The 26,239-nt window shown below is 61.1% G+C and carries 19 protein-coding genes and 1 pseudogene; 6 read left to right on the top strand and 14 right to left on the bottom strand.

Going from position 1 to position 26,239, the window contains the following annotated elements; translation table 11 throughout:
• From pduV to GT756_RS13885, 3 genes are all read left to right on the top strand, one after another.
• Positions 1-441 carry a propanediol utilization protein PduV gene (gene pduV, locus GT756_RS13895; RefSeq protein WP_004205468.1) on the top strand — a complete coding sequence of 147 codons (441 nt, stop codon included), beginning with the start codon at positions 1-3 and terminating at the stop codon, positions 439-441.
• Complete coding sequence (locus GT756_RS13890; protein ID WP_004205466.1) at positions 441-1,655, top strand: acetate/propionate family kinase; 1,215 nt, start codon at positions 441-443, stop codon at positions 1,653-1,655. The genes pduV and GT756_RS13890 overlap by 1 nt, the downstream gene beginning before the upstream one ends.
• Positions 1,656-1,747: 92 nt before the next feature.
• Entirely contained in the window at positions 1,748-2,614 is an 867-nt protein-coding gene (locus GT756_RS13885) for an L-threonine kinase (protein ID WP_135683225.1), read from the top strand.
• A 3-nt stretch (positions 2,615-2,617) separates the two neighbouring features.
• On the opposite strand, the gene cobD is transcribed toward GT756_RS13885, so the two are convergent.
• The gene (cobD, locus tag GT756_RS13880; protein WP_043520857.1) at positions 2,618-3,694 is read right to left on the bottom strand and encodes a threonine-phosphate decarboxylase CobD; all 1,077 of its coding nucleotides are present in this window, start codon (positions 3,692-3,694) and stop codon (positions 2,618-2,620) included.
• Positions 3,695-3,711: 17 nt separating this feature from the next.
• Positions 3,712-4,965 carry an N-acetylmuramoyl-L-alanine amidase AmiC gene (gene amiC, locus GT756_RS13875; protein ID WP_017899228.1) on the bottom strand — a complete coding sequence of 418 codons (1,254 nt, stop codon included), beginning with the start codon at positions 4,963-4,965 and terminating at the stop codon, positions 3,712-3,714.
• A gap of 227 nt (positions 4,966-5,192) precedes the next feature.
• On the opposite strand from amiC, the gene argA reads away from it, so the two are divergent.
• Complete coding sequence (gene argA / locus GT756_RS13870; RefSeq protein WP_004149616.1) at positions 5,193-6,524, top strand: amino-acid N-acetyltransferase; 1,332 nt, start codon at positions 5,193-5,195, stop codon at positions 6,522-6,524.
• Between the two features lie 229 nt (positions 6,525-6,753).
• Positions 6,754-7,074, top strand: coding sequence for a hypothetical protein (locus GT756_RS13865; RefSeq protein WP_017899229.1), 321 nt, complete (start codon positions 6,754-6,756; stop codon positions 7,072-7,074).
• Positions 7,075-7,131: 57 nt separating this feature from the next.
• Here GT756_RS13865 and recD read toward each other — a convergent pair whose 3' ends face one another.
• From recD to rppH, 12 genes are all read right to left on the bottom strand, one after another.
• Entirely contained in the window at positions 7,132-8,976 is a 1,845-nt protein-coding gene (gene recD, locus GT756_RS13860; RefSeq protein WP_135699203.1) for an exodeoxyribonuclease V subunit alpha, read from the bottom strand.
• Positions 8,973-12,509, bottom strand: a complete 3,537-nt coding sequence (gene recB / locus GT756_RS13855) for an exodeoxyribonuclease V subunit beta (protein WP_160124846.1) — start codon at positions 12,507-12,509, stop codon at positions 8,973-8,975. Before recB ends, recD begins: the two co-directional genes overlap by 4 nt.
• Entirely contained in the window at positions 12,506-15,391 is a 2,886-nt protein-coding gene (gene ptrA, locus GT756_RS13850; RefSeq protein ID WP_135699207.1) for a pitrilysin, read from the bottom strand. Before ptrA ends, recB begins: the two co-directional genes overlap by 4 nt.
• Before the next feature lie 120 nt (positions 15,392-15,511).
• Positions 15,512-18,889: an exodeoxyribonuclease V subunit gamma gene (gene recC, locus GT756_RS13845; protein ID WP_117130337.1), complete on the bottom strand. Its 3,378-nt coding sequence runs from the start codon at positions 18,887-18,889 to the stop codon at positions 15,512-15,514.
• A 12-nt stretch (positions 18,890-18,901) separates the two neighbouring features.
• Positions 18,902-19,225 (bottom strand): prepilin-type N-terminal cleavage/methylation domain-containing protein, encoded by a 324-nt coding sequence (locus tag GT756_RS13840; protein WP_023319073.1) that lies wholly within the window; start codon positions 19,223-19,225, stop codon positions 18,902-18,904.
• Entirely contained in the window at positions 19,210-19,617 is a 408-nt protein-coding gene (locus tag GT756_RS13835) for a DUF2509 family protein (protein WP_032431125.1), read from the bottom strand. The genes GT756_RS13840 and GT756_RS13835 overlap by 16 nt, the downstream gene beginning before the upstream one ends.
• Entirely contained in the window at positions 19,614-20,171 is a 558-nt protein-coding gene (locus GT756_RS13830; protein WP_087770907.1) for a prepilin peptidase-dependent protein, read from the bottom strand. Before GT756_RS13830 ends, GT756_RS13835 begins: the two co-directional genes overlap by 4 nt.
• Positions 20,168-20,719: a prepilin peptidase-dependent protein gene (locus GT756_RS13825; protein ID WP_004205447.1), complete on the bottom strand. Its 552-nt coding sequence runs from the start codon at positions 20,717-20,719 to the stop codon at positions 20,168-20,170. Before GT756_RS13825 ends, GT756_RS13830 begins: the two co-directional genes overlap by 4 nt.
• 190 nt (positions 20,720-20,909) lie before the next feature.
• On the bottom strand, positions 20,910-21,704 hold the full coding sequence (gene thyA, locus GT756_RS13820) for a thymidylate synthase (protein WP_074384262.1): 795 nt from the start codon (positions 21,702-21,704) through the stop codon (positions 20,910-20,912).
• 6 nt (positions 21,705-21,710) lie between these two features.
• The gene (lgt, locus tag GT756_RS13815) at positions 21,711-22,586 is read right to left on the bottom strand and encodes a prolipoprotein diacylglyceryl transferase (RefSeq protein ID WP_004205445.1); all 876 of its coding nucleotides are present in this window, start codon (positions 22,584-22,586) and stop codon (positions 21,711-21,713) included.
• 243 nt (positions 22,587-22,829) lie between these two features.
• The gene (gene ptsP / locus GT756_RS13810; protein ID WP_135699209.1) at positions 22,830-25,076 is read right to left on the bottom strand and encodes a phosphoenolpyruvate--protein phosphotransferase; all 2,247 of its coding nucleotides are present in this window, start codon (positions 25,074-25,076) and stop codon (positions 22,830-22,832) included.
• A 12-nt stretch (positions 25,077-25,088) separates the two neighbouring features.
• Positions 25,089-25,619 carry an RNA pyrophosphohydrolase gene (gene rppH, locus GT756_RS13805; RefSeq protein WP_004205443.1) on the bottom strand — a complete coding sequence of 177 codons (531 nt, stop codon included), beginning with the start codon at positions 25,617-25,619 and terminating at the stop codon, positions 25,089-25,091.
• A 453-nt stretch (positions 25,620-26,072) separates the two neighbouring features.
• Here rppH and GT756_RS25905 point away from each other — a divergent pair.
• A pseudogene (locus GT756_RS25905) lies at positions 26,073-26,213 on the top strand (hypothetical protein); the annotation flags it as partial.
• Positions 26,214-26,239: the final 26 nt, after the last annotated feature.

Raw genomic sequence — 26,239 nt, 5'->3', positions numbered from 1 at the left:
ATGAAACGTCTGATGCTTATCGGTCCCAGCCAGTGTGGGAAAACCTCGCTCACCCAGGGTCTGCGAGGTGAAGCGCTCCATTACAAGAAAACCCAGGCTATTGAGTGGTCGCCAATGGCCATCGACACGCCGGGCGAATATCTGGAGAACCGCTGCCTTTATAGCGCCCTGTTAACCAGCGCCTGCGAGGCCGACGTTATCGCGCTGGTGCTGAATGCCGATGCCCAGTGGTCGCCGTTTTCTCCGGGGTTTACCGTCCCGATGAATCGCCCGACCATCGGCCTGGTCACCAAAGCTGACCTCGCTGACCCGCAGCGTATCTCGCTTATCGGAGAGTGGCTTAAGCAGGCTGGCGCCCGGCAGATTTTTGTTACCAGCGCGCTGAATAATTCAGGTCTCGACGCCGTGCTGGATTTTCTGAATTCGAAGGAACCTTTATGATGTCTTACAAAATCATGGCCATTAACGCCGGCAGTTCATCGTTAAAATTCCAGCTGCTGGAGATGCCGCAGGGCGACATGCTCTGCCAGGGATTAATCGAACGTATCGGCATGGCAAACGCCCAGGTGACTCTCAAAACGCCGGAGCAGAAATGGCAGGAGACGGCGCCGATCGCCGATCACCGTGAAGCCGTCACCCTGCTGCTTGAAAAGCTCCTCAACCATCGGATTATCCAGAGCTTGCAGGATATCGATGGCGTCGGCCACCGCGTGGCGCACGGCGGGGAGCGCTTTAAGGATTCGACGCCGGTCACCGATGAAACCTTAGCGGAAATCGAGCGCCTGGCAGAGCTGGCCCCGCTGCATAACCCGGTAAATGCCTTAGGCATCAAAGTGTTCCGCCAGCTGCTGCCCGACGCGCCGTCGGTGGCGGTGTTTGATACCGCTTTTCACCAGACGCTGGATGAGCGCGCCTTTATCTATCCGCTGCCGTGGCGCTACTACAGCGAGCTGGGCATTCGCCGTTACGGCTTCCACGGCACCAGCCATAAGTACGTCAGCGCGACGCTGGCGGAAAAGTTGGGCGTGCCGCTGAGCGCCCTGCGCGTGGTGTGCTGCCATCTCGGCAACGGCAGCAGCGTTTGCGCCATCAAAGGCGGGCGTTCGGTGAATACCTCGATGGGCTTTACGCCGCAGTCCGGGGTAATGATGGGCACCCGCAGCGGCGATATCGACCCTTCAATTTTACCGTGGCTGGCGCTGCATGAGGGTAAAACGCCGGAGCAGCTGAATCAGCTGCTGAATAACGAGTCCGGCCTGTTGGGCGTTTCCGGCGTCTCGCACGATTATCGCGATGTCGAGCAGGCGGCGGACAGCGGTAATCGTCAGGCAGCCCTGGCGCTCTCGCTGTTTGCTGAGCGCATTCGCGCCACTATCGGCAGCTATATTATGCAGATGGGCGGCCTGGACGCGCTGATCTTTACCGGCGGCATCGGCGAAAACTCCGCCCGAGCCAGGAGCGCCATCTGCCATAACCTGAATTTCCTTGGGCTCTCGGTCGATGAAGAGAAAAACCAGCACAACGCCACCTTTATTCAGGCCGAAAATGCGATGGTCAAAGTGGCGGTGATCAATACCAATGAAGAGCTGATGATCGCCCGCGATGTGATGCGCCTGGCGCTGCCGCAGGCGCGCGAGCTGGCGGTACCAGCCTAAACGACGCCTCTCCCCTTTGCGGAGAATCATGGTAACCGGCGGGTCGCCGTGCCACTATGCGCCCTGGCGAAGGTAAGCGGAAAGGTGAAAACGTGGCCGTTGCACAATGTCCCGCCTCGTGCGGAGAACTTATCCAGGGCTGGATCCTCGGCAGCGAGAAGCTGATCTCCTGCCCGGTGGACTGGTACAGCACCGTCGAGGTCGAGACCGGCAAACCGCGCAACGATGAGCGGCCGCTGTCGCGGGCGATGGTCGACCAGCTGCTGGCCCACTGGGGCTACCCGGCGGCGCTGAGTCAGCAGATCCGCATCACCCTGCACTCGACGATCCCGGTAGCCAAAGGGATGGCCAGCAGCACCGCCGATATCGCCGCCACCGCGGTGGCCACCGCCCAGCATCTGGGCCACGCGCTGGATGAGCCGACGCTGGCGCGTCTGTGCGTCGCGCTGGAGCCCACCGACAGCACCCTGTTCCACCAACTGACGCTGTTCGATCATAATACCGCCGCTACCCAAATCGCCTGCCCTGCGCCACCGGCGCTCGACCTGTTAGTGCTGGAGAGCCCGCTGACGCTGCGTACCACCGACTACCATCAGCTGCCGCGCGAGGCGGGTCTGCTGGCTAACGCCTCCCGGCTGCAGCTGGCGTGGGAGAAAGTGCAGCAGGCCTGCCAGCATGGCAGCCCGCAGCTGCTGGGCGAAGCGGCCACTATTAGCGCCATCGCCAGCCAGCGGCTGTTGCCCAAGCCGGGGTTTGACGCGCTGCTGGAGCTGGTGGAAAGCGCAGGATTGTATGGCCTCAACGTGGCGCACAGCGGCAGCGTCGTCGGCCTGCTGCTGGACCGCCGTCGTCATGACGTGGATTTTTTGCAATGGCGGCTGGCAGAGCGCGGCATCGCCGCCCACTGGCCGCAACAGCATCTGCTGGCGATGGTGCCGGGGGGCGTCACCCTGCAGTAGGGCTCAGGCCAGCGCCCGGCGCAGCGCCGCCAGCAGCTGGTCGTTTTCGCCGGCGCTGCGGATCGCCACCCGGAAATAGCGGCTATCCAGCCCCGGGTAGTTGGCGCAGCTGCGGATCAACACGTGCTGGCGCAGCAGGGCGTATTGCAGGTCAAGATCGGGTCTGTCACAGCGCAAGAACAGGTAGTTCGCGCGCCCGGGCCACACGGTCAGCCCGGCCATCTCCTGAAGCTGCGCGTAGAAACGCGCTCCCTCCTCCTGCAGCCACTGCCAGGTGGCCCGCTGATACGCCCGGTCCTGAAGAATGATCTCCCCTGCCAGAGCGGCATAGGCATTGATTGACCATGGCATTTGTCGCTCGCGCAGCCGGGCCACCGCCCGGGCGTCAGCGTTGAGCAGGTAGCCTAGACGCAGCCCCGGAATAGCATAAAATTTGGTCAGCGAGCGCAGAACCCAGACGTGCGGATACTGCGCCAACAGGGGAATAAACCCCGGCTGATCGGGAATAAAGTCGAGGAAGGCTTCATCGAGGATCAGGCTGATATTCAGCGCCCGACAGCGTTGCGCAATGGCTTCCAGCAGGCCACGCTCCGGCAGCAGACCAGTGGGGTTGTTCGGGGTGCAGAGAAACAGGCAGTCCAGCGCCGGCGTGAGAGCATTGAGGATCCCGTCGGTCAGCTGCCAGCCATCGCGCTCCTGCAGGGCATACTCCACCACCTCGCAGTCCACAGTCTGCAGCGCGCGCCGGTACTCTGCGAATCCGGGAATGACGATCATCGCCCGCCGCGGCTTAAGGCCGTGGACAAGGGTGAAGATCGATTCAGTTTCGCCGTTGCCGGCGAGGATATGCGCCGCCGGCAGCCGATGGTGGGCCGCCAGCGCCTGATGCAGCTGTTGATACTCAACGTCAGGGTAGCGCTCGGCGCAGCCGGGATTGTCGACGATCGCCTGCCTGAGCGAGGCGGGCATTCCCAGCGGATTGATGTTGGCGCTAAAGTCCAGCAGTTCGCCGGGCGCAATGCCCAGCAGGGCGGCGGCCTCGCGGATATTGCCGCCATGGGCGCTTTTCAGTAAGGCCATGTCCCTTTCCTGTGTGGTTATCCGCGGCGGGCCAGCGTCGCGCCGTCGGCGAAGTAGGCTTTAATCCCGGCGAGGATCGACTCGGCTACCTGCTGCTGGAATTTGGCCGTTTTCAGCTTCCGCTCCTCTTCCACGTTACTGATAAACGCCGTCTCCACCAGAATGGAGGGGATATCCGGCGCCTTCAGCACCGCAAAGCCCGCCTGCTCTACCCGGTTCTTGTGCAGGTTATTGATATTGCCCATTTTCTCCAGCACTGCCTTACCAAATTTGAGGCTGTCGGCGATGGTGAGGGACTGCACCATATCGAACATGGTGTGGTCGACATAGCGATCGCCGCTCTTGCTGACCCCACCGATCAGATCCGAGGCGTTCTGCGTCTGGGCGAGATATTTTGCCGCGGTACTGGTGGCCCCCTTGGTGGAGAGCGCAAACACCGAGGAGCCGCTGGGCTGGCGGCTGGTAAAAGCGTCGGCGTGAATCGAAACGAACAGGTCGGCGCGCTGCTTCTGCGCCTTCGCGACACGCACCTTCAACGGGATAAACACGTCTTCGTTGCGGGTCATATAGGCCTTCATATTGCCTTCTTTGTCGATTAGCGCCCGCAGGCGGCGGGCAATTTGCAGCACCACGTCTTTCTCGCGGGTGCGATACTTGCCCACGGCGCCGGAGTCTTCGCCGCCGTGGCCGGGATCGAGCATGATGACAATCGGCCGGTCGCGCCCGGCTTTGCCCGGCTGCGGCCCGCTTTGCGCCGGCGGCACCTGTCGCTCCAGATCGCCTTTGTTGTAATCCTCGAGCAGCGCCAGTAGCGGATCCTGAACATCGGTGGCGTTGGCGGGGTAGAGATCCATCACCAGACGCTCTTTAAAGCCAGCTACCGGCGCGAGGGCAAACAGCTGCGGCTTAACGTTCTGCTTGAGCTCGAAGACCATGCGCACGGTTTGCGGATCAAACTGGCCCACGCGGGCGGACTTAATAAAGGGATCGTCATCGCGGATCTGCCCCCCCATGCCTTTCAGCACCGAGTTGAGATTAACCCCTTCCAGATCCACCACCACCCGTTCCGGATTACTGAGGGCAAACTGCCGGTATTTCAGCACATGATTCGATTCCACCGTGACGCGCGTGTAGGTCGATGCTGGCCAGACGCGAACAGCGACCACCCGCGCGGCGGCGGCCAGCCCAACGGGGCTCACGCTCATTAACCACATGGCGCCCGCGCCCTGCAGCAGACGGCGACGGCTTAATCCAGAGTTGTTTCCCGACATGCCACTCCCAAGCAATAAAAACGCATTTATACCCAAAACAAACAGATTGACCAGAAACTTTAACGAAAGGCATATAACCTGTCATCTATAAAAGGGTAAACATTCATTGACACCCTGCGCCGGGTCACATGTTTTTCGTGGCTTAGCCTCAAATTGGGGCTTGCGTTTAACGGCAAAACAGAATAGAAATACAATAATTACGAATAATCATGCATTGAGGGTTTGTCATGGTGAAGGAACGTCGCACTGAACTGGTAGAAGGATTCCGCCATTCTGTTCCCTATATAAATGCCCATCGGGGAAAAACGTTTGTCATCATGCTGGGCGGCGAAGCCATTGAACATGAAAATTTTTCAAATATTGTCAATGACATAGGACTATTGCATAGCCTGGGCATTCGCCTGGTGGTGGTCTATGGCGCCCGCCCGCAGATTGACGCTAATCTCGCCGAGCACCACCACGAGCCGGTCTATCACAAGCAGACGCGAGTGACTGACGCCAAAACGCTGGAGCTGGTTAAGCAGGCGGCGGGGATGCTGCAGCTGGAGATCACCGCCCGCCTGTCGATGAGCCTCAACAACACCCCGCTGCAGGGGGCCCATATCAATGTCGTCAGCGGCAACTTTATCATCGCCCAGCCGCTGGGCGTCGATGACGGCGTCGATTATTGCCACAGCGGGCGCATTCGCCGCATTGACGAAGAGGCGATTCATCGCCAGCTCGACAGCGGCGCCATTGTCCTGATGGGGCCGGTCGCGGTGTCGGTCACCGGCGAGAGCTTTAACCTGACTTCGGAGGAGATCGCCACCCAGCTGGCCATCAAGCTGAAGGCGGAGAAAATGATCGGCTTCTGTTCTTCGCAAGGGGTTTACAACCAGGCCGGGGAAATTGTCTCTGAACTGTTCCCCAATGAAGCGCAGGCCCGCGTCGAAGAGCTGGAAGCGGACGAAGATTATAACTCTGGCACCGTACGCTTCCTGCGCGGGGCGGTGAAGGCCTGCCGCAGCGGCGTGCGGCGCTGCCACCTGATCAGCTATCAGGAAAATGGCGCGCTGCTGCAGGAGCTGTTCTCACGCGACGGCATCGGCACCCAGATCGTCATGGAGAGCGCGGAGCAGATCCGTCGGGCGACCATCAACGATATCGGCGGTATTCTTGAGCTGATAAGCCCGCTGGAGCAGCAGGGCATCCTGGTGCGCCGCTCCCGCGAACAGCTGGAGATGGAGATCGACAAGTTCACCATTATTCAGCGCGATAACACCACCATCGCCTGCGCCGCCCTCTATCCTTTCCCGGAAGAGAAGATCGGCGAAATGGCCTGCGTGGCGGTGCATCCGGATTACCGGAGCTCGTCGCGGGGAGAGGTGCTGCTGGAGCGTATTGCCGCCCAGGCCAGACAGATGGGCCTGAGCAAGCTGTTCGTGTTAACCACCCGCAGCATCCACTGGTTCCAGGAGCGCGGCTTCACGCCGGTGGATATCGACCTGCTGCCGGAGAGTAAAAAGCAAATGTATAACTATCAGCGCCGGTCGAAGGTGCTGATGGCCGACCTCGCTTAGCTCCTTCTCCCCCCTTTCTAACGGCCCGGGATAGCGCGACGCTCATCGCGTTATCCCCGAGGCCGGTATCCCCCTCTTCGCGCCGATCTGACGTGCGGCACGCGGGCTAAATTCCTGGTTTCCGCGCAGACCATATCTTTCTCGCTGGCTCACCGATATGCTACTGGCTGTCGACAGGATATCGACTGGCGCCACGGCCACCACCCGCCCTGCAAGGATCGCTTAACGAATGGAAACCCAACCGAACTGGCTGGTCAGACATATCAACCTCATTACCGCCGCGGTCGCCCTCTATCCGTGGTTGCTGTTGATTTTGTTGCTCTGGGACAACCAGCGCCATCATCAGAATGGCTATGCCGCGCTTGGCGCCGCCGTGGCGATATTATTTCTGCTGGCCCTGACGTCCGGCATGAATCTTCTCATCTCCTCGCTGGTGATTTTTTGTGCCCGCTGTTCCACCCCACCGCTGGCCGGCGGCGCAGCAGTCCGCTTTTTCGCCATGAACTCGATCTCGGCGCTCTGGCTTATCCCTCTGTTCTTCAGTTACTGATTTTTCCGCCAGCCCGGGCAACGGCTGCAGCATTTTCCATCGCCCGGACCCGGCGTCTCAGGGGGCTTCACGCCCGGCGAAAATCTCCGCCAGGCCGCTGCGCCGCTCGGTGCGGGTCACAATGGCCTGGGAGAGCACCTGCTCGTCGGCATAGAGCGACAATCGCCGTTTTGCGCGGGTGATCGCGGTATAGACCAGTTCGCGTGTCACCAGAGGAACGCTGCGCGCCGGCAGGATCAGCGCCGCATGGTCGAACTCGGAGCCCTGCGATTTATGCACGGTCATCGCCCAGGCGGTGTCATGCTCCGGCAGGCGGCTCGGCTGCACCGACTTGATGGCGCCGTCGGGCATCAGGAACCATACCCGCAGCTCGCCGTTGCGCTCCAGGGCAATGCCGATATCGCCGTTAAACAGCCCCAGCGCGCTGTCGTTGCGCGCGATCATAATCGGCCGGCCGTCATACCAGCGGGAGTGGCGCGGCAGGGCGATCGCCCGCTGGCGGTTGAGCCGCTGCTCCAGCCGCTCATTGACGCCGCTCACGCCGTACGGCCCTTCCCGCAGCGCGCACAGCAGCTGAAATTCGCTGAAGGCGGCCAGCATGGCCTGCGGTTCCACCCGCTCGCGGCGCAGCTGCAGGTAGTGCTCATAGCCCTGCTGGGCCGCGCCGAGCATGGCTTCGTACTCTTCGGTCGTACTGAGGGGATGAAGCGCGATATCGTCAAACGGCTGGCGCAGCGTGGCCTTCACCTCCGCGCGCGCGCCAGCGTTCACCGCCCGCGCCAGGCTCCCGATGCCGGAGTGACTGCCGAAGCGATAGCTCTTTTGCAGCAGGCACAAGCTGTCTCTCAGCGCGCCAGCGATAGCCCCCTCGCCCGCTGGTACCGGCGAACCGGTCAGCCGGGTCAGCTCCTGCGCCCGCGCGGCGGTGTAGCCCGAGCTCGCCCAGGCGCAGATATCCCCCAGCACCGCCCCCGCTTCTACCGAGGCCAGCTGGTCACGATCGCCGAGGAAGATCACCCGCCCGTGAGCCGGCAGCGCGTCGATGAGCCGCGACATCATCGGCAGGTCGATCATCGAGGCTTCATCCACCACCAGCACGTCGAGATGCAGCGGGTTGCCGGCGTGATAGCGCATGCGCTGGCTGCCTGGCTGGGCGCCCAGCAGACGATGCAGCGTGCTGGCCTCGGTGGGAATCAACGCTTTCTGCGCGTCGGTCAGCGGCAGTTTTCTCAGCGCCGCGCCCAGCGATTCGGTCAGGCGCGCCGCCGCTTTCCCCGTCGGCGCCGCCAGACGAATACGACAGCGCGGACTATCTTCAATCTGGATCAGCGCCGCCAGAAGTTTGGCCACGGTGGTGGTCTTCCCGGTCCCGGGACCGCCGGAGATCACCGAGATGCGGCGGGTCAGCGCCACCGCCGCGGCCACTTTTTGCCAGTCGGTTTCGCCGGTGGCAGGGAACAGGGCATTGAGGGTTGCCGCCAGCCGGGTCTCATCCATCTCCAGCACCCGGTTGGCTTCGTTGAAGAAGCGGGCGACGGTCAGCTCGTTGCGCCACATCCGGTTCAGATAGAGCCGGTCGCCGCATAAAATCATCGGCGCCGGGGCATCGCCGCAGCTCACCGCCGACGAAGCGAGCAGCAGCGCGGGCCAGTCCTCCGGCGCGCCGGCGTCGGCCAGCAGCCGATCGCGGATCTCCCCCGCTTTCCCGCTCAGCGCCTCGTCGCCGCTCAGCCGCGAGAGCGGCAGGCACACGTGCCCCTCTCCGGCATCACGGCTCAGCAAGGCCGCCGCCAGCTTGACCGCCGGCGGGTCGTTTTGCGCCACCATCAGGGCAAACTGGACGTCCAGCGGCCGCAGCAGACGCTGCTCCACCGCCGCCAGCAGTAGTTGATCAAAAGTCATGAGGCCTCCTCCTGAGTTTCTCCGGCAAAAAGCTGATCCAGACCGTCAATCAGCGGTCGCACCGGCCGGGTAGTGAAGATCCCCTGCCCCCCCTCCTGACCGTCCATGCCGCGCAGGAAGAGATAAATCACGCCGCCGAAGTGGCGGTCATAGTCGTAATCGGCCAGCCGGTGGCGCAGATAGCGGTGCAGCGCCAGGCTGTACAGCTGATACTGCAGATCGTAGCGGTGGGCCCGCATCGCCTGCTCCATCGCCGGCCGGGTATAGGCCTCGCGATCTTCCCCCAGCCAGTTGGATTTGTAATCCAGCAGGTAATAGCGGCCTTCGTGGCGGAAGACCAGATCGATAAAACCCTTCAGCATGCCGCGCACCTGGCGGAAATCCAGCGGCGGCGTGTCGGCGGAAAGGGGATCGTACTGGCGGATAAGCGCATCAAGGCGCTCCGCCGTCAGCAGCTGCGCGATGGGCAGGTAAAATGCCATTTCCACCTGTTTATCCCGCGCCGCAAGCTGATTGAGCGCGATATCCGGCCCCGGCAGGCGGGTCTTCAGCACGCCCCCCAGCCAGTCGGTCAGCACCGGCGCCCACTGTGCGTCAAACCCGCTCAGCTGCAGTTTCTCCGCCATCCATCCGTCCGGCACCGGCTGGGTAAAGTCCAGTTCCTCAAACAGACTGTGCAGGAAGGTCCCCGGCGCAGCGCCGCGCGGGAACTGGTGCGGGGTCAGCTGCGGCTCTTCCACCACCTCGCCGACGCCGACGGCATCGATATCCAGACGTGGCAGCAGATCCTGCCCGCTGCTGAAGCCATGCTGCTGCAGACCGGAATAGCTGGTTACCCGCCAGTCATCGGCGATGCGGCGCCGCAGCTCGCGCGCCGACAGCGGGGGGATGCTCGCCGCCGGCGCCTGCCACGGGGTCAGATCCAGCTCGCCCGGCCTCTGCAATGCAATATCGCCATGGCAGAAGTCCGCTAAGCGCGCGGCCAGCCCGGCGGCATCCATGGCTTCGCCCGCCTGCAGCAGCCGCCCCAGGGCGCTTAGATGAAAATCGCTGTTGCCGGACTTTCGGCTGCTGAGGGGCGCTACGCCGAGGCTGCAGTGCCAGACCGCGCGGGTCAAGGCGACGTACAGCAGGCGCAGATCTTCCGCCAGCCGCTCCGCCTCCGCCAGTTCGAGGCTGGCCTCATCCTGGCCCAGATCCAGCACCGCCGCGAACGTCTCGCGATCGTGATAGAACGCCTGGTCCTGTTTGCGAAACCGGGCGATAAACGGCAGCCAGACCAGGGGATATTCCAGCCCTTTTGACTTATGAATAGTGACGATTTGCACCAGGTGCTTATCGCTTTCCAGACGCATCTGCTGGCTGGCAGCGTTGCTGTCCGGCTCGGCGATATGCTGCGTCAGCCAGCGCACCAGGGCATGCTCGCTTTCCAGCTGGCTGGCCGCCTCCTGCAGCAGTTCGCTGATGTGCAATATGTCGGTTAAGCGCCGCTCGCCGCCCCGGGTCGCCAGCAGGTTCTCGGCGATATGCCGGGCCGTCATCAGCGCCCGCAGCATCGGCATCACCCCGCGCTGACGCCAGATCTGGCGATATTCACTGAACTCCTCCACCAGCGCGTCCCACGCCTGCTCATCCTGATTGAGATTTTCAATATCCAGCGCGGTCAGGCCAAACATCGAGGTCGCCAGCGCGCTGCGCAGGGTATTTTCCCGCTCCGGGGACAACACCGCCTGCAGCAGCCAGAGCAGCTCCTGGGCCTCCAGCGTCTCAAAAACGCTGTCGCGGTTGGAGAGGTAGACCGAAGGGATGCCCAGCGTCTGCAGCGCTTCACGCACCTGCGCCGCCTCCAGCCGGTTGCGCACCAGCACGGTAATATCCGAAGCCTGCACCGGGCGCGAGGTTTCCCCACGCCACAGCAGCGCGCGCCCCTGCTGGCCGGCGCTCAGCCAGTCGCGGATCTGCGTGGCGCAGAGCTGCGCCATAAACGTCTGATAATCGCCGGCGCCCACGGTCTCGCCGGGCATCAACCAGACGTTCATCGCCGGTACGTCCGCCGCGTCAACGGTAAAGCGCAGCCCCTGGTTCTTCGCCGCCGCCTTCACCGGCAGGAACGGGATCTCGCGAAACATGAAGGGGTTATCGCTGAGGCTGAACAGCCGGTTGACGCTGCCCACCATGCCCGGCGAGGAGCGCCAGTTGGTGTCTAGCGTATAGTGCGCGGCAACGTCGCCGCGCGCTTTCATATAGGTAAAGATATCGGCGCCGCGAAAGGCGTAGATGGCCTGCTTCGGATCGCCGATCAGCAGCAGCGCCGTCTCCGGCTGCTGGCGCCAGATACGGCGGAAAATCCGGTACTGTTGGGGGTCGGTATCCTGAAATTCGTCGATCATCGCCACCGGAAAACGCTGGCGAATGGCGCTAGCCAGCGCCTCGCCGCTGTCGCCGCGCAGCGCCTCGTCAAGCCGGCTGAGCATATCGTCAAACCCCAGCTCGCCGCGGCGGCGCTTTTCGCGCGCGACCGCATCGCGGATCTCGACCATCGCTCTCGCCAGCACCAGATCGGTGAGCGTCAGCGACGAGGCCAGCAGCGATTCTACGGCGCTAAACAGAGGATGTAAGGGCGGTTCGCCACCGGCTTTGGTACGCTCAAGCAGAAACGACTGGGCAAATTTTTCCAGCGCGTCGGGTAACTGATAGCTCAACGTCTCTTCCTGCGCCCAGGCGGTCACTTTCTCAAGCCATTTGCCCTGGTTGCCGCGATTGAACTTCCGCCGGTCAAGACCCGAATCTTCAAGCACGCCTTCGATCTCGCCCACCTGCTCGCGCCACTGCTGCTTGAGCGAGTCAATGCGGTCGATGATTTGCTGATGGCGTTCGGCCAGCGTCTCGTCGGCGGCTGGCGGCGACTTAAGCTGCGGCGCTTCGCCCTGCAGCCAGCGGTCAAGGGACTTCAGCAGATCGCGCGGCCCTTTCCAGACATCGTGGATCACCGCCGCGATATCGCGGGTCAGCGGATAACAGTGACGGCGCCAGAAGTCGGCGCAGGCCTGATAGCGCAGGCGGGATTCATCCTCTATTAGCTGCTGCTCGAACAGCATGCCCGATTCGAAGGCGTTAAGGCTCAGCATCCGCTGGCAAAAACCGTGGATGGTGAACACCGCCGCCTCGTCCATCTGCCGTTCAGCCAGCAGCAATGTCTTTACGGCGTCCTCTTTATCGACGATCTCCGCCAGCAGCGCGCTGTAGAGCGGGTTATCGGATTCACCGCGCATACAGGCGATGCGCAGTTCGTGGATGTTGCTGCGGATACGCCCGCGCAGCTCTTCAGTCGCCGCCTCGGTAAAGGTCACCACCAGCAGTTCTTCAACGCTGATGGCGCGGGGATAGGCGGCCTCGCCGCCCAGCCCCAGCAGCAGCCGCAGATACAGCGCGGCGATGGTAAAGGTTTTTCCGGTGCCCGCAGAGGCTTCTATCAGGCGCTCGCCCCTCAAGGGCAAGCGCAGGGGATCCAAAGACTCAGCGGTGTCGGTCATTCATTCTCTCGCATCAGGGGTAAGGATTGCTGCAATGCGCTGACGTTTTCCCACACTTTGCCGCCTGCCGGCTGGGCATAGTCCGCTTTGCCATTCTGGCTACCGGAAATCTGGGACAATATCGTCATGCCCTGCGGCTCCACCACCGTCTGATGGAAGAAGTCAGCAAGTTTTTGCGGCGTCAGCAGTTTAATCTGAGCCACTACTTTATCACGTGAATCAAAACGCATATTACCGCGATCGAAATCTTTGCTCAGTTTCGATGCCTCTTCGCCCAGCGTCTGCGGCGCCTGCATCATCTGGCTTATCACCGCTTGCTGGAGCTGGGCAAACTCTTCCGGCTTCATCGCCCGCAGCTTCGCCTCCGCGGTGGGGAAGAAGGCCTGGAACCGCTGCCAGAGGAAAGCCGGCTGCTTATCGCTACTTTGCAGCAGGAAGCCCATGCCCCACTGACGTCCCACGTTCATCGGGAAGGCAAAGACCGCGTAGCCGAGCTGCTCTTCGGTACGCAGCTGGTTATAGAACCACGGCTGAATAATCTGTCCCAGCAGGGTGCTGGCGGCGGTGCTGCTGAACTCATCCACGTTGGGCGGTGCGAACACCGCGGCCAGCGCAGAGTCGGTGCTGTTGCCCGTTTTGTTGAAGATCGCCAGCTGCTGCCGGTTCACCACTACATCTTTATTGCGGCACCATTCGTTGCCGTCAGCGCCCAGCTGCTGCTGGATCTGGCGAGCCAGCGTCGTGGCGGCATCGGCGGACATATTGCCGATCACCATCAGTTCAGGGCGCCCCTTGGTTTTCAGGTTGGCGCGGTAGTCGAGCACCTCCTGCAAAGTGATGGAAGGCAGCAACGCCCGGCGTACTTCGCGCTGGAAATACGGTACCTGGGAGACCATCTGGATCGGCATTATCGCCTGATCGTAGGCTTTGCCCTTCTCAGCGGAATCCATCATTTGCGCATACCACGATTTGGCCTGCTCCAGCTGCTCCTCGGTGGGCGTATAGCTGAAGTATCCCTGCAGCAGGTCGCTGAACAGCGCCGGCAGGTGCTGGGTGTAGCCGTTGGCATTGACCATTAACCCATTATTGGCGCCGGTGGAGAACGAAATGCCGCCGACCGCCGCCTGGTTACTAAGCTGATCGAGGGCGATGCCGGCGAGATAATCGTTGAGGGCAAACATCACCTGCCGGCGAGCGCTGTCCATCGCCTGGGGATTACGCAGCACCAGGGAGATATCCGCCTTCGGTTCGCTGGCGAAATACTGGCTCGGGGCATAAACCACCCGCAACGTCGGTTCATCGAGGATCAGCTGGGGGTGCGGCCAGGCTTTATCGCTTTTGACGAGGGTGAAATCATCCGGAATATAGGGGTTGAGCACCGGCAGCTGCAGCTTGATAGCCTGCGCCTTTTGCTGCCAGTCAGCGAAGGTCTGCTCGCCGATCTTATCCACCTGATACGGCGCATCAACAAAATAGGCGGTCTTGTTATGCGGTTCCTGCGGGCTGATATACCAGATGCGCGCGTTCTGCGGGGTCATCATCGCCAGCCGGTCTTTGATCGCCTGCGGGTCGAACCGATCGGCAATGTTGACCACGTCCAGCGCATGCTCGACCGGCACCCGGATCATGGTATCCGCCAGCCATTCCACGTAATCCATGTCACGGTTGATCGACGGATAGCGGAAATCCAGCGCCAGCACATGCGCCAGCTCGTCAAAGTAACGTTTGTCGACGCCCTGGGTACGCAGGAGGTCGAGGTAGCTGAATATGGCCGCCGTCACTTCGTCGCGGTGCGCCAGGCCTTTATCGGTGAGGGTGGCAGAGATCGCCAGCACGCCGCTGTTGCCGTTCACCACCGGGTCAGAATCCGCGCGGATGCCTTCCGCCAGTCCCTGCTTTTGCAGCCAGTCGGAGAGCGTCCCCGGACTGCGGTTGCCGATCAGGTAAGTGACCAGCTCATCGGTTTTGCTGCGGAAGCGATCGCTGTTGTTGTCGATGCGAAACTCGACGCGCAGCACTTTACGCGGCATCGCCGGCACATAGTGAATAATGATGCCTTTTTGCGCATCGGTTACCACCGGCACGCTTATTTCCGGCCTGCTGATTTGACGATTCGGCACGCGGCCAAAGGTGTCAGCGGCCATGCGCGCCAGCTCCGGCAACGGCTTGTTGCTGTAGATCACCGCCTTCATCAGATTGGCGGAGTACCAGCTATCGCGGAAGGTATGCAGCGCATCAAGTACCGGGCTGCCGGGCTTATCGCTGAGCGTCTCGAGGTTGCCGCCAGAGAAGTGGGCCGCCGGGTGAGCCGGGTTAATGGTTTCTGCGCTGACCTGGGCCATGCGCATCCCGTCTCGCGTCCGGGCCATGGTTAGCTCGGCGTTGACCGCGTTACGTTCGCGGTCGGCATATTTTTTATCCAGCAGCGGCGCGGCAATGGCATCCGCCAGGCGGTCTACGGCCCCGTCCAGCGCATTATTCTCCACTTCGAGATAGAACGCGGTGCGGTAGGGCGCGGTGCTGGCGTTATGGCTGCCGCCGTGCAGTTTAAGAAACTCTGCCAGACTGTCAGGCTGGGGATATTTTTGTGACCCCATCAGCGTCATATGTTCCAGAAAATGCGCCAGCCCCTGATGATCGGCCGGATCCTGCAGGGATCCCACCGGCACCACCAGCGCCGACAGCGATTTCACCGCCTGCGGATCGGAAACCAGCAGCACGACCATGTCGTTATCAAGACGGATCGCCTGATACTGACGCGTATCTTTTTCGCTTTTGCGGATCGTCTCCTGAACAGGCTGCCATCCGGTGTCGGCCTGACTAAACGGCGCCCAGAGGGCGGCCAGCACAACAAAAATCTTGAACCATAAACTGCGGGGCATTCACGAACCTCATCATTAACAAACTTGCGCTGCACAGCGTGCAGCCTTTTATGTCCATCAGTCCGTGATACGTTGCGCATAATAAATGAACCGCCATTCACTGCGCAATTTTTATACTATTTAAATTTGTGTGGACTGATGGTAACGATATAGCGGTAACAGATAACGCTGCGTCTGGGCAATGATTTCTTCGTAATGCGCCGGCTCCAGCGAACGCCACAGGCGTTGATACCAGATATCGGCCCCCTCCCCGCTGACCACCATGTTACCTTCGTAGGTCTGCAGGAATTTGCTCCGCGCTTTCTGCTGCGTCTCTTCGTCCATTAAAATGACATCCTTTTCGGCGTCATAACAGGCTTTCAGCCAGGCGCCACCGCTTTCCGGCAGCAGCAGCAGCGGCTGCGACATCCCCAGCAAATAGCCATCCACCAGCTCATTCAGGTACGCCTGCGCCTCGGCGGGCGCCAGCGGCGGAAAACGCCACTCTCCCTCTTTACGCACAAACAGCCGGCTCTCGCCGGTACCGCCGCTGGCACAGTAGACAAGGTGTTCCAGCCAAAGTTGCATCCCCTGGGAGACGCTCAGCAGCGAAGGCCGCCAGCGCAGCAGCCCGTCCGGCTGCACCTGCTGCAGCCAGCCGGTCAGATTTACGCCGCCGCACTGGAGATCGATCTCCATGCTCTGCGCCTGCTGGCGCTCGGCCATCACCCGCTCGGCCAGGGCCTGCATCTCCAGTCGCTGCGTCTCCCACACCAGTTCGCCAAAGGCGCCATACGGCAGCTCGCCGGCGGCGCGGAAGCGGCGGAACATGGCCGAGGCGTCCTGCTCCTCGATAAGGGTATTAAGCAATTGCTGGTTCAGTTGATAACGGCTCAGCCCTTCCAGGGTGAAGGGCTCGTCATCGGGAATATCATCCTCTTCCGCACGGAAATTGACCCGCAGACGCTGCTGAAAGAACGCGCGAACCGGGTGCTGCCAGAAGCGCAGGAGCTGCTCGAACGGCAGGCTGTCTATCGGCGGCGGGGTAAGCGGTTGAATGAAGTCGCTATGCGCCTCACCCTGCTGGCCGGCGGCAGCCAGCCATTCCCGGGCGTAGCTCTTATTCTCGTTATCCTGGAAATTGGCGACGTCGAACGGCATGCGGGTATGCAGATGGGTGATGTGGGCTTTAACCCGCGCCTCGCTGGCGTCGCAATCAAGCTCCTCATCGCCGGCGAGACAGTGGCTCTGGCCGACGTAATCCACCAGCTCCTGCACCAGCACCGAGGGAAAGCGCTCGCTGTTGTCCTGGATAGAACGGCCGATGTAGCTGATATACAGCGTCTGTTCGGCGGACATCAGCGCCTCCAGGAACAGGTAGCGGTCATCATCGCGCCGGCTGCGGTCGCCGCGCTGCGGCTTCTGGCTCATTAAATCAAAACCCAGCGGCGGCAGCGTTCGCGGATAAACCCCATCGTTCATCCCCAGCAGGCAAACCACTTTGAAAGGAATAGAGCGCATCGGCATCAGGGTGCAGATATTGACCGGGCCGGCGAGAAAGCGCTGGCTGATCCGTTGCTGATCGAGGCGCTGGGCCAGCTCATCGCGTAGCAGCGTCAACGGCACCTGGTCGCCATACTGCGCCTCCAGACCGCTATCAATCACCGCCAGCCACTGCTGCTCAATCAGCGCCAGCGCCGCTTCGGTCTCGCTGTCCGGCAGGAAAAAGTCATTCAGCAGATCGCGACAGACCGGCAGCCACTCCGCCAGCGGCCGCTGTTGGGCGAGACCGCGTCGCCACAGGTTAAGCTGCATCAGCAGCGATGCGAGGTTACCTACCAGCTCGGCGATCAAACCGCTGGATTCGTCATAGGGCAGCACCGACTGCCATTCGCCCTCCCGGCTGTCCATCGCGTAGCCCAGCAGCATGCGGGTAAGGCCGAACCGCCAGGTGTGCTGGCCGGTCGCCGGCAGGTCCAGCTCACGGACGTTGTCGTCATCCATTCCCCAGCGGACCCCGGACTCGTTGACCCACTGGCGCAGGTAGCGCAGACCCTCTTCATTGATGTTAAAGCGCGCCGCCAGCACCGGCACGTCCAGCAGCGCCAGCACATCTTCGCTGGCGAAGCGGCTGTCGGGCAGCGAGAGCAAAGTGATAAACGCCTGCAGCACCGGGTGCGACTCGCGGGCGCGGCGATCGGAGATCGCCCACGGCAGCCAGCGGTCGCCGCTGGCGGCGCCAAACACCGCCTGTATATAGGGGCTGTAGCTGTCGATATCCGCCACCATGACGATGATATCCCGCGGCGTGAGCGTCGGATCCGCCTCCAGCATCGCCAGCAGCCGATCGTGCAGAACCTCCACTTCACGCTGCGGACTGTGGCAGACATGAATGCTCAGGCTGCGGTCATCCTGCGCCAGCGGACGTTTGTCGCGACTGTGGGCGAAAGCCTCCGCGCTCTGCCCGGCCACCGCCGCGTTGCGCAGTTCCAGGATATCCGACTGTAGATTATGCAACAGGTTATCGGGAACGATATCGACAAAGGCGTCCAGCTCCTCATAGCGCTCCAGCCCCGCCAGCAGGTAGATATAATCGCGCCCCAGTTTGCCCCAGGAGGCGAGCAACGGGTTGCCGACATCCTGCTCCCCGGCGTCATTAAACAACCCCGGCGCCTGCTCGGTGTCGCGAAACAGGGGTAGCGCGCGCGCCTCGCGGTGATGGCGCCGCTGACGCGATAGCAGCTTCGCCAGGAACGCCGGATCTTTAATATCACCCCAGTAATAGCGGCAGGGGTTGGTGAACAGCACATAGACATCGACATGCTTACCCAGCGCCTGCAGCGCCTGTAGGTAGACCGGCGGCAGCGCGGAAATTCCACAGATAAAGACGCGCGACGGCAGCCCGGCGGGCGGTTCATCCGCCTTTTCCAGGGCGCTGATAAAGCGCTGATAGAGATTGGCGCGGTGCCACTGCGGCTGCCCCAGCTCGGCGGTATAGCGCACCAGCGCTTTCCACAGCGGCGCCTGCCACTGCTGGGCGTCGCCGAGGCCGTCAACCCGCTGGTCGGCCTCCCAGCGCATCAGCCATTCCGGGCGATAAACCAGATACTGGTCATAGAGGTCCGCTACCCGGGCGGCCAGCTGAAACAGCTTGCGCTTGTCGCCGTCATCGCTCAGATACTGGCGCAGCAGGATAAAATCGTCCTCTTCCAGGTGCTGCGGCAGGAGAGTCATCAGCTTCCAGCTCATGCTCTGCTTGCTGAAGGCGCTTTCGCCAGGGATATCCTTCAGGACGCGCACGAACATATCCCAGATAAAGCTCGCCGGCAGCGGGAACTCGATGTTGGCGGCAATGCCGAAGCGCGAGGCCAGGGTCATCTGCAGCCACTGCGCCATACCGGTACTCTGCACCAGCACCATTTCAGCCTGAAAAGGGTCATCCAACCGCTGGCGCTCGACGATAAACTCCATCAACGCCTCGAGAACATCCAGCCGGTTTGAGTGGTAAACCCTTAACATAATTGCTCCTGACTACTGGCTGACCGGGCAATGCAGCCGGGTCATCTGCGCCCGCTTTGCAACGGGCATACTGATCGTTACCGTGATGCTGACACATCTTTGCGCCGATGTCTGCATACGGCTTACCTGTCCGCCTGCCGGCGGAGACGGCGCAGAGAGCTGACTATAGCGCCAGGCGTCGCGCCATAGCTGACGCGTCTGGTTGAGCTGGTGGACCCCTTGCGCCATTCCGCGCTGATAGCCGCCCAGCGCGGTGACCGTTAGCACCATCAGCGCCATCGCCAGAACGGTCTCCGGCAAGCTAAAACCCCGCTGGCGCTTCATGGCATTTGACATAGGCTCACCTCCCTGAGCGGGCAAAAATCGCTCCAGCCATGGGCGGAGAAATGCACTTGCCCGCCGCGCACCTCGCCGGACTGCCAGACCTGCACCTCGCCGCTGGCGCTGCTGAGCAGCAGCGAACCGTCGTCGAAGATGCGCAGACAGGCGCGCCAGCCCTGCTGCGCCTGCTCGCGGCAGGCCAGCGGCGCCTGCGCCGACCAGGGCTGCTGTTTTCCCCACTGTAGCGCCGAATGGGCCACCGCCGTATCGCGGATCGCCTGCGTTTCGCTGGCGGTTTGCGCCAGCAGCGCCCGCTGCTGCAGGTTAAGCCCCTCCAGGAGCAGGCTGCCGAGAGTCAGCAACAGGAGCACCATCAACAGCGACGACATTCCACGCTGGCGGATCACAGGTTATACCCCGTCACCCGCTGCTCCACCTCGGCCGCCAGACCCATCTGCCGGGCAGAGCGCGCTGCCAGCGTCACGCTCAGCTCCGGCGCGAAGCCCTCGGTCAGCCGATGCTGCACCGCAAAGCGCGTCACCACGATAGCGGCCGGATTGGTGATTTTCTCCCATCCGCTGCCGCGGCAGTCGCTGGCTCCGCGCAGAGTCTCCAGCGCGCCGTCGCGCAGGCGAAAGCCGGTGCTCTCCGCCGCTGCCGCGGGGGAGGTTTCCCATGTCCCATTGCTGTTCGCGTCCCAGCGCACAATCAGGCACTCGCCGTCGGCGGCGAGCTCCAGCCCGGCTCCGCCGCACACTCCCCGGCAGTATCCGGCGCGCTGCAGATGCTTCCCCACGGCATGCACCCGCTGCCACAGTTCATTCTCCAGGGCCAGCTGTTCGCCGTGACGCAGAATATGGCGCTGCAGAGCGGGTAGAAAGCGGCAGGCGCCGATCAGCAGCAGCGAGCCTATCGCCATGGCGATAAGCGCCTCCGCGAGGGAAAATCCGCGGCGGCTCACTGACATCCTCCTGCGCTGTCACTGCGGCATAAACGAATCCGCCCCCAGTGTGAAATCACAATGCTCCAGCTGCCGGCCTCGCTCTGCAGACGCAGATTCCCCGCCCAGGCGGTGCTGCGCAGGCCATAGAATCCCAGGCCAGGGGTGACGCCTGCCAGCGAGATCCCCGGCCAGCGCGGGCGCAGCGTTAAGGGCGACCCGGAGGCGCACGCCGGCCCCTCCCCCTGGGCACTCAGGCACCATCCCTCTTCATCCTGGCCGACGCGAAGCACGCGGTCCCGGTTGTAGGCGTTGGCGTCATCGCGCAGGAAAACCAGGAAATCCCGCACCTGGACGGCGGTTTGCCACAGTCGTTGCTGCTGCTGCCAGCGCTGCCAGCCGTACAGGCCGCCGACGCTGAGGATCATCATTAACGTCAGCGTCACCAGGGTTTCCATCAGGGTATAACCATGTTCTCTGTTCATGGCGCAGAGTATGCCGCTGCGGTTAGCCCTGGCGCGACGACGGAAAATGGCTTTCCCGGCCAGACACGCAAAAAAGGTTTGCATGACCAACAGCAGAACATTTTTTTGCGAGCCTCTTTCCAGCTTTCCCGCCCACCAACGCCTGCGGCCAGCGGGCGGGATGAAGCGTTCCTATCGTAATGGCAACGAGGGTAGCCACCCCTATGCAGGTGGTGAAAACGGCATAAAAAAACCGGCGCCATCGGACGCCGGTTGGTCATATCTGCAGAGGGGGTTAAATCGCCACCGGCGCTTTGATTCCCGGGTGCGGATCGTAACCTTCAATCTCGAAGTCTTCAAAGCGGTAGTCGAATATCGACGCCGGCTTGCGTTTGATGACCAGCTTCGGCAGCGGACGCGGTTCGCGGCTCAGCTGCAGATTGGTCTGCTCGAGATGGTTGCTGTACAGATGAGTGTCGCCACCGGTCCAGACGAAATCGCCGACCTGCAGATCGCACTGCTGCGCCACCATATGCACCAGCAGCGCGTAGCTGGCGATGTTGAACGGCAGGCCGAGGAATACGTCGCAGGAGCGCTGATACAGCTGGCAGGAGAGCTTGCCGTCAGCGACGTAGAACTGGAAGAAGGCGTGGCACGGCGCCAGGGCCATTTTATCCAGCTCGCCGACGTTCCACGCCGAGACGATGATCCGGCGGGAGTCCGGGTCGTTTTTCAGTTGGTCCATCACTGTGCTGATCTGGTCGATATGACGACCGTCCGGCGCAGGCCAGGAACGCCACTGTTTGCCGTAGACCGGTCCCAGGTCGCCATTTTCATCTGCCCACTCGTCCCAGATGGTGACGTTGTTGTCGTGCAGATAGGCGATGTTGGTGTCGCCCTGCAGGAACCACAGCAGTTCATGGATGATGGAGCGTAAATGACAGCGCTTGGTGGTCACCAGCGGGAAGCCTTCCTGCAGGTTAAAACGCATCTGATAGCCGAAAATAGAGATCGTGCCAGTGCCGGTGCGGTCATTTTTTGGCGTGCCCTCGGCGAGCACTTTCTGCATCAAATCAAGATACTGTTTCATGGTTCCTCAAGAATTCAGTTGCTGCGGACGGTGGCGGTAAGCCCAAACCATCATGATGATACCCGCAAGCACCATCGGGATCGAAAGAATCTGCCCCATGCTGATGTACTGCACCCAGCCGCCGGTGAACTGGGCGTCGGGCTGGCGGAAGAATTCCACGATAATGCGGAACAGGCCGTAGCCAATCAGGAACAGGCCGGAAACGGAACCGGTCGGGCGCGGTTTACGGATAAACAGGTTCAGGATCAGGAACAGCACCACGCCTTCCAGCGCCAGCTCGTACAGCTGCGACGCGTGGCGCGGCAGCGCGCCGTAGGTATCAAACAGCGATTGCCATTCCGGATGGGTCGGCAGCAGCGCCAGATCTTCGGCACGGGAGCCCGGGAAAATCATCGTGTAATGGAAGCTCGGGTCCACTCGGCCCCACAGCTCGCCGTTGATAAAGTTGCCCAGACGCCCGGCGCCAAGGCCAAACGGGATCAGCGGCGCGATAAAATCGGAGACCTGGAAGAAGGTGCGTTTGGTGCGTCTGGCGAAGATAATCATCACCAGGATCACGCCGATCAGGCCGCCGTGGAACGACATACCGCCATCCCAAACGCGGAACAGATACAACGGATCGGCAAGAAATACCGGCAGGTTGTAGAACAGCACGTAACCGATACGGCCGCCCAGAAAGACGCCGAGGAAGCCCGCGTAAAGCAGGTTTTCTACTTCATTTTTCGTCCAGCCGCTGCCCGGACGATTCGCCCGACGGGTGGCCAGCCACATCGCAAAGACAAAGCCCACCAGGTACATCAAACCGTACCAGTGGAGGGAGACCGGGCCTAGAGAAAAAATGACCGGATCGAACTCCGGAAAATGCAGGTAGCCACTATTCATCTGTCACCATAAAGACTTGTTATTCCGCCGAAAGTGGACAGCGGTGATGATCCATGCCCGATTAAAACGGGCACGCCGAAGGAGGCGAATCATAGCATAAGCCAGGAGTGCGATCCGCGCCGGCGTGTAAAAGATATGTATACGGATGCTAACAGAAGCCGTTTCACCGGCTGTACTGTATTTTGCCGGATGGTGTGAACAGAGTATTCCCGGGTTACGGCTTACGCCTCACCCGGGCTATCGCTACCGCCCGCCGCGGATCAGGCCGCCGAGACCGCGACGCTCCATAAAGGCCGCCACCTGATGGCGCACCTCGGCGGTCATCTGGGCTTCGAGGCTGCGACGAGACAGCTCCTGCGCCTCTTCGATATCGATGCGGCGCAGCAGATATTTCACCCTCGCCACCGAGCGGCCGTTCATCGACAGGTGGCGATAACCGAGACCGACAAGGATCGTCACGCACATTGGGTCGCCTGCCATCTCGCCGCACAGTCCCAGATCGATGCCAAAGCGCTCCGCGTCATGAGCGATCATCGCCAGCGCCCGCAATACCGCAGGATGCAGGCTGTCATACATGCTGGCGACCCGGGTATTGTTACGGTCGACGGCCAGCAGGTACTGGGTCAGGTCGTTCGTTCCTACCGAGATAAAATCGATCCGGCTGGCCAGCTGCGGCAGCATAAAGACCATCGACGGTACCTCCAGCATCACCCCCAGACGCGGACGCGGGATGGCGTAGCCGATCATCTCTTCCACTTCCCGACTGGCGCGGTCGATCAGTCGGCGGGCCTCATCGACCTCTTCCAGACTGGTCACCATCGGCAGCAAAATGCTGAGGTTGCCGGTGGCGGCGTTGGCGCGCAGCATCGCCCGCACCTGGATCAAAAAGATCTCCGGCTGATCGAGGGTGATGCGGATCCCGCGCCAGCCGAGGCATGGGTTCTCTTCACTGATCGGCATGTACGGCAGCTGTTTATCCGCGCCGATGTCCAGGGTACGCAGGGTCACCGGTTTGCTGTTAAACATCTGCAGCATGCCCTGATACTGGGCGACCTGCTCCTCTTCAGAGGGGAAGCCGCTCTGCAGCATAAAGGGAATTTCGGTACGGTACAGACCAATGCCGTCCACAAAACTGCCGAGCTTCTCTTCGTGCTCCGGGCTTAAGCCGGCGTTGAGCATGACTTTTACCCGCTCGCCGCTTTTCAACTCCGACGCACGCTGGAGATCGTCCTCCGCCAGGCGGCTGAGCTCGTTCTCTTCACTGATAAGGCGCTGATATTCCTGTAACAGAACAGGTTCAGGATCCACCAGCAGCTCACCGCGATAGCCATCGACAATCAGCGTATGGCCATGCAACAGCGAGGGCTGAATATCGGCGCCCATCACCGTTGGGATGCCAAGGGCCCGCACCATAATGGCGGCATGGGAGTTGGCGGCGCCATCGCGCACTACCACGCCGGCCAGGCGATCCTGCGGCACTTCGGCGAGGGTGGTGGCCGACAGCTCGTCCGCCACGAGGATAATGCGCGCCGGCCAGGTGTTGGGGCCCTGAATACTGTCGTCGAGATGGAACAGCAGACGCTGACCCAGCGTGCGCAGGTCGCCGGCCCGCTCTTTCAGATAGCCGTCGCTCAGCGCGGCAAACTGTTCGGCGAACTTCTCAATGATCTTTTTGACCGCCCACTCGGCGACGGCGCCTTTGTCGACTTCGGCAAAGAGCTCGCGACGCAGGCGGGCGTCGGAGAGCAGGTGCGAGTAGAGATCGAAGATCGCCGCCGTCTCTTTTTGCGCGCCGGCGGCGTAGCGTTTGCTGTAGCGACGAAACTCGTTGGCCGCTTCTTCCAGCGCGCCGGTCAGGCGTTCACGTTCCGAGGCGGTATCCAGCGTCGAGGCTTCATACACCTGTTCCATCAGCGGCAGGCTGACGTCCATCCAGCCCTCGGCGATCGCCACCCCGGAAGAGGCCGGCAGCGCGCGAATGCGCGTCTGACGATACTGGCCAAACAGGGCGTTCAGCTGGGACTGGGAGAGGATCGCCGCCATCTGGGTGGCGAGGGTGACGAGGAAAGACTCTTCGCTTTCATCAAACTGGCGCAGCTCACGCTGCTGGACCACCAGCACGCCCAACAGCTGGCGGCGCTGGATGATCGGCACGCCAAGGAAGGCGCGGAAGCGGTCCTCTTTGACGGCGGGGATATACTTGAAGCTGGGGTGTTTTTGCGCATCGGCGAGGTTGATGGGCTCCGCCAGGCGGCCAACCAGCCCCACCAGGCCTTCATCGAACGCCAGCGCAACGGTGCGCCCGCGAGGTTTTTTTAACCCGCGGGTGGCCATCAGGTAATAGCAGCGTCGGTCATTGTCAGCCAGGTAAACCGAGCAGACTTCCGTCTCCATCGCCTGGCAGACATCTGTCACCAGAATATCCAGCGCCTCGTTTAAACGCGGCGCACTCGCGACCTTCTCGACTATTTCTCGCAACCGAGTGAGCATAATGTGCGTGGCTTAACCTCTTTTACGTCGATAAGCAGGCGCGCTTTGCGGCTTAGGGGCGCTCTCCGCCAGCGACATGGTTACGCTGGCGAACTCTTTCATCACCCGGCGGTAGACGTCGCGTTTGAACGACACCACCTGACGAACCGGGTACCAGTAACTCACCCAGCGCCAGCCATCAAATTCAGGCGTGCTGCTGGTTTGCATATTGATGTCCGCGTCGTTACCGATCAACTGCAAAAGAAACCACTTTTGTTTCTGGCCGATACAAACCGGCTTTGTGTCCCAACGCACCAAACGTTTAGGCAACTTGTAACGCAGCCAGTTACGGGTTGAGGCCAGGATCCGCACATCTTTACGGCTTAGCCCGACCTCTTCAAACAATTCCCGATACATCGCCTGCTCTGCGGATTCTCCTGGATTTATGCCCCCTTGCGGGAACTGCCACGAGTGCTGACCATAGCGTCGGGCCCACATGACCTGGCCCTGACGATTACAGATTACAATACCGACATTTGGGCGGTAGCCATCGTCATCAATCACCGGACTACCTCAAGATAAGCTTCAATGTGAATGATTGTTTCACACTCGTCGGAAACGGTAAACCACTCTGTTCGCACACTGAGAACGGATAACATTTGAATAACTCACAGTAATTGCCAGAGTTATAAACAGCAAAAGCGCCCGACGGCCGATTTTATTCACTTTTTCTGTGGATAGAGTTGTGAAGAAGTACGGAATTAACCCGGGAAAACCCGGAGTAATCTGAACATCGCACCGCTAACACCTTATAATAATGATAGCATATTCATTAAGTTAGAATATATTCCTTTCACTTATTACAGCATAACGTGACGATCATCACACATACGATCCGCCGACTGATGAAAGATCGAACAATGTCGATTTTATCCACAGATTACGCGCAGGTCGCGGGCAGATTTTCTCTAAAAATTCGATTTTCGTCGCACGTCAAGGCTGTAAATCGAACCAGTAGTGGGGCTTTTCCCCAGTTATCCCACTTTTCTGTGGATAACATGGTGTAAGATCCTGTTTATTGTCAGTGACCAGTTCTGGAAAACCTGTTTTCATGGTTTTCACCCGCAGCGCAATGACCTTAAAAAGGCATATAAATCATGGGATTGGTATAGTTACTCAGAAAA

This window comes from Klebsiella sp. Q2 (genome assembly GCF_009900705.1).
In the GTDB taxonomy this organism is placed as follows: domain Bacteria; phylum Pseudomonadota; class Gammaproteobacteria; order Enterobacterales; family Enterobacteriaceae; genus Klebsiella; species Klebsiella quasipneumoniae.
This window is presented reverse-complemented; position numbering and strand designations above follow the sequence as displayed.

Coding starts and splice junctions, on each gene's coding strand:
- pduV (WP_004205468.1), top strand. CDS start 1: ATGAAACGTCTGATGCTTATCGGTCCCAGCCAGTGTGGGAAAACCTCG.
- GT756_RS13890 (WP_004205466.1), top strand. CDS start 441: ATGTCTTACAAAATCATGGCCATTAACGCCGGCAGTTCATCGTTAAAA.
- cobD (WP_043520857.1), bottom strand. CDS start 3,694: ATGGCCTTACTGAAAAGCGCCCATGGCGGCAATATCCGCGAGGCCGCC.
- amiC (WP_017899228.1), bottom strand. CDS start 4,965: ATGTCGGGAAACAACTCTGGATTAAGCCGTCGCCGTCTGCTGCAGGGC.
- argA (WP_004149616.1), top strand. CDS start 5,193: ATGGTGAAGGAACGTCGCACTGAACTGGTAGAAGGATTCCGCCATTCT.
- GT756_RS13865 (WP_017899229.1), top strand. CDS start 6,754: ATGGAAACCCAACCGAACTGGCTGGTCAGACATATCAACCTCATTACC.
- recD (WP_135699203.1), bottom strand. CDS start 8,976: ATGACTTTTGATCAACTACTGCTGGCGGCGGTGGAGCAGCGTCTGCTG.
- recB (WP_160124846.1), bottom strand. CDS start 12,509: ATGACCGACACCGCTGAGTCTTTGGATCCCCTGCGCTTGCCCTTGAGG.
- ptrA (WP_135699207.1), bottom strand. CDS start 15,391: ATGCCCCGCAGTTTATGGTTCAAGATTTTTGTTGTGCTGGCCGCCCTC.
- recC (WP_117130337.1), bottom strand. CDS start 18,889: ATGTTAAGGGTTTACCACTCAAACCGGCTGGATGTTCTCGAGGCGTTG.
- GT756_RS13840 (WP_023319073.1), bottom strand. CDS start 19,225: ATGTCAAATGCCATGAAGCGCCAGCGGGGTTTTAGCTTGCCGGAGACC.
- GT756_RS13825 (WP_004205447.1), bottom strand. CDS start 20,719: ATGCAAACCTTTTTTGCGTGTCTGGCCGGGAAAGCCATTTTCCGTCGT.
- thyA (WP_074384262.1), bottom strand. CDS start 21,704: ATGAAACAGTATCTTGATTTGATGCAGAAAGTGCTCGCCGAGGGCACG.
- lgt (WP_004205445.1), bottom strand. CDS start 22,586: ATGAATAGTGGCTACCTGCATTTTCCGGAGTTCGATCCGGTCATTTTT.
- ptsP (WP_135699209.1), bottom strand. CDS start 25,076: ATGCTCACTCGGTTGCGAGAAATAGTCGAGAAGGTCGCGAGTGCGCCG.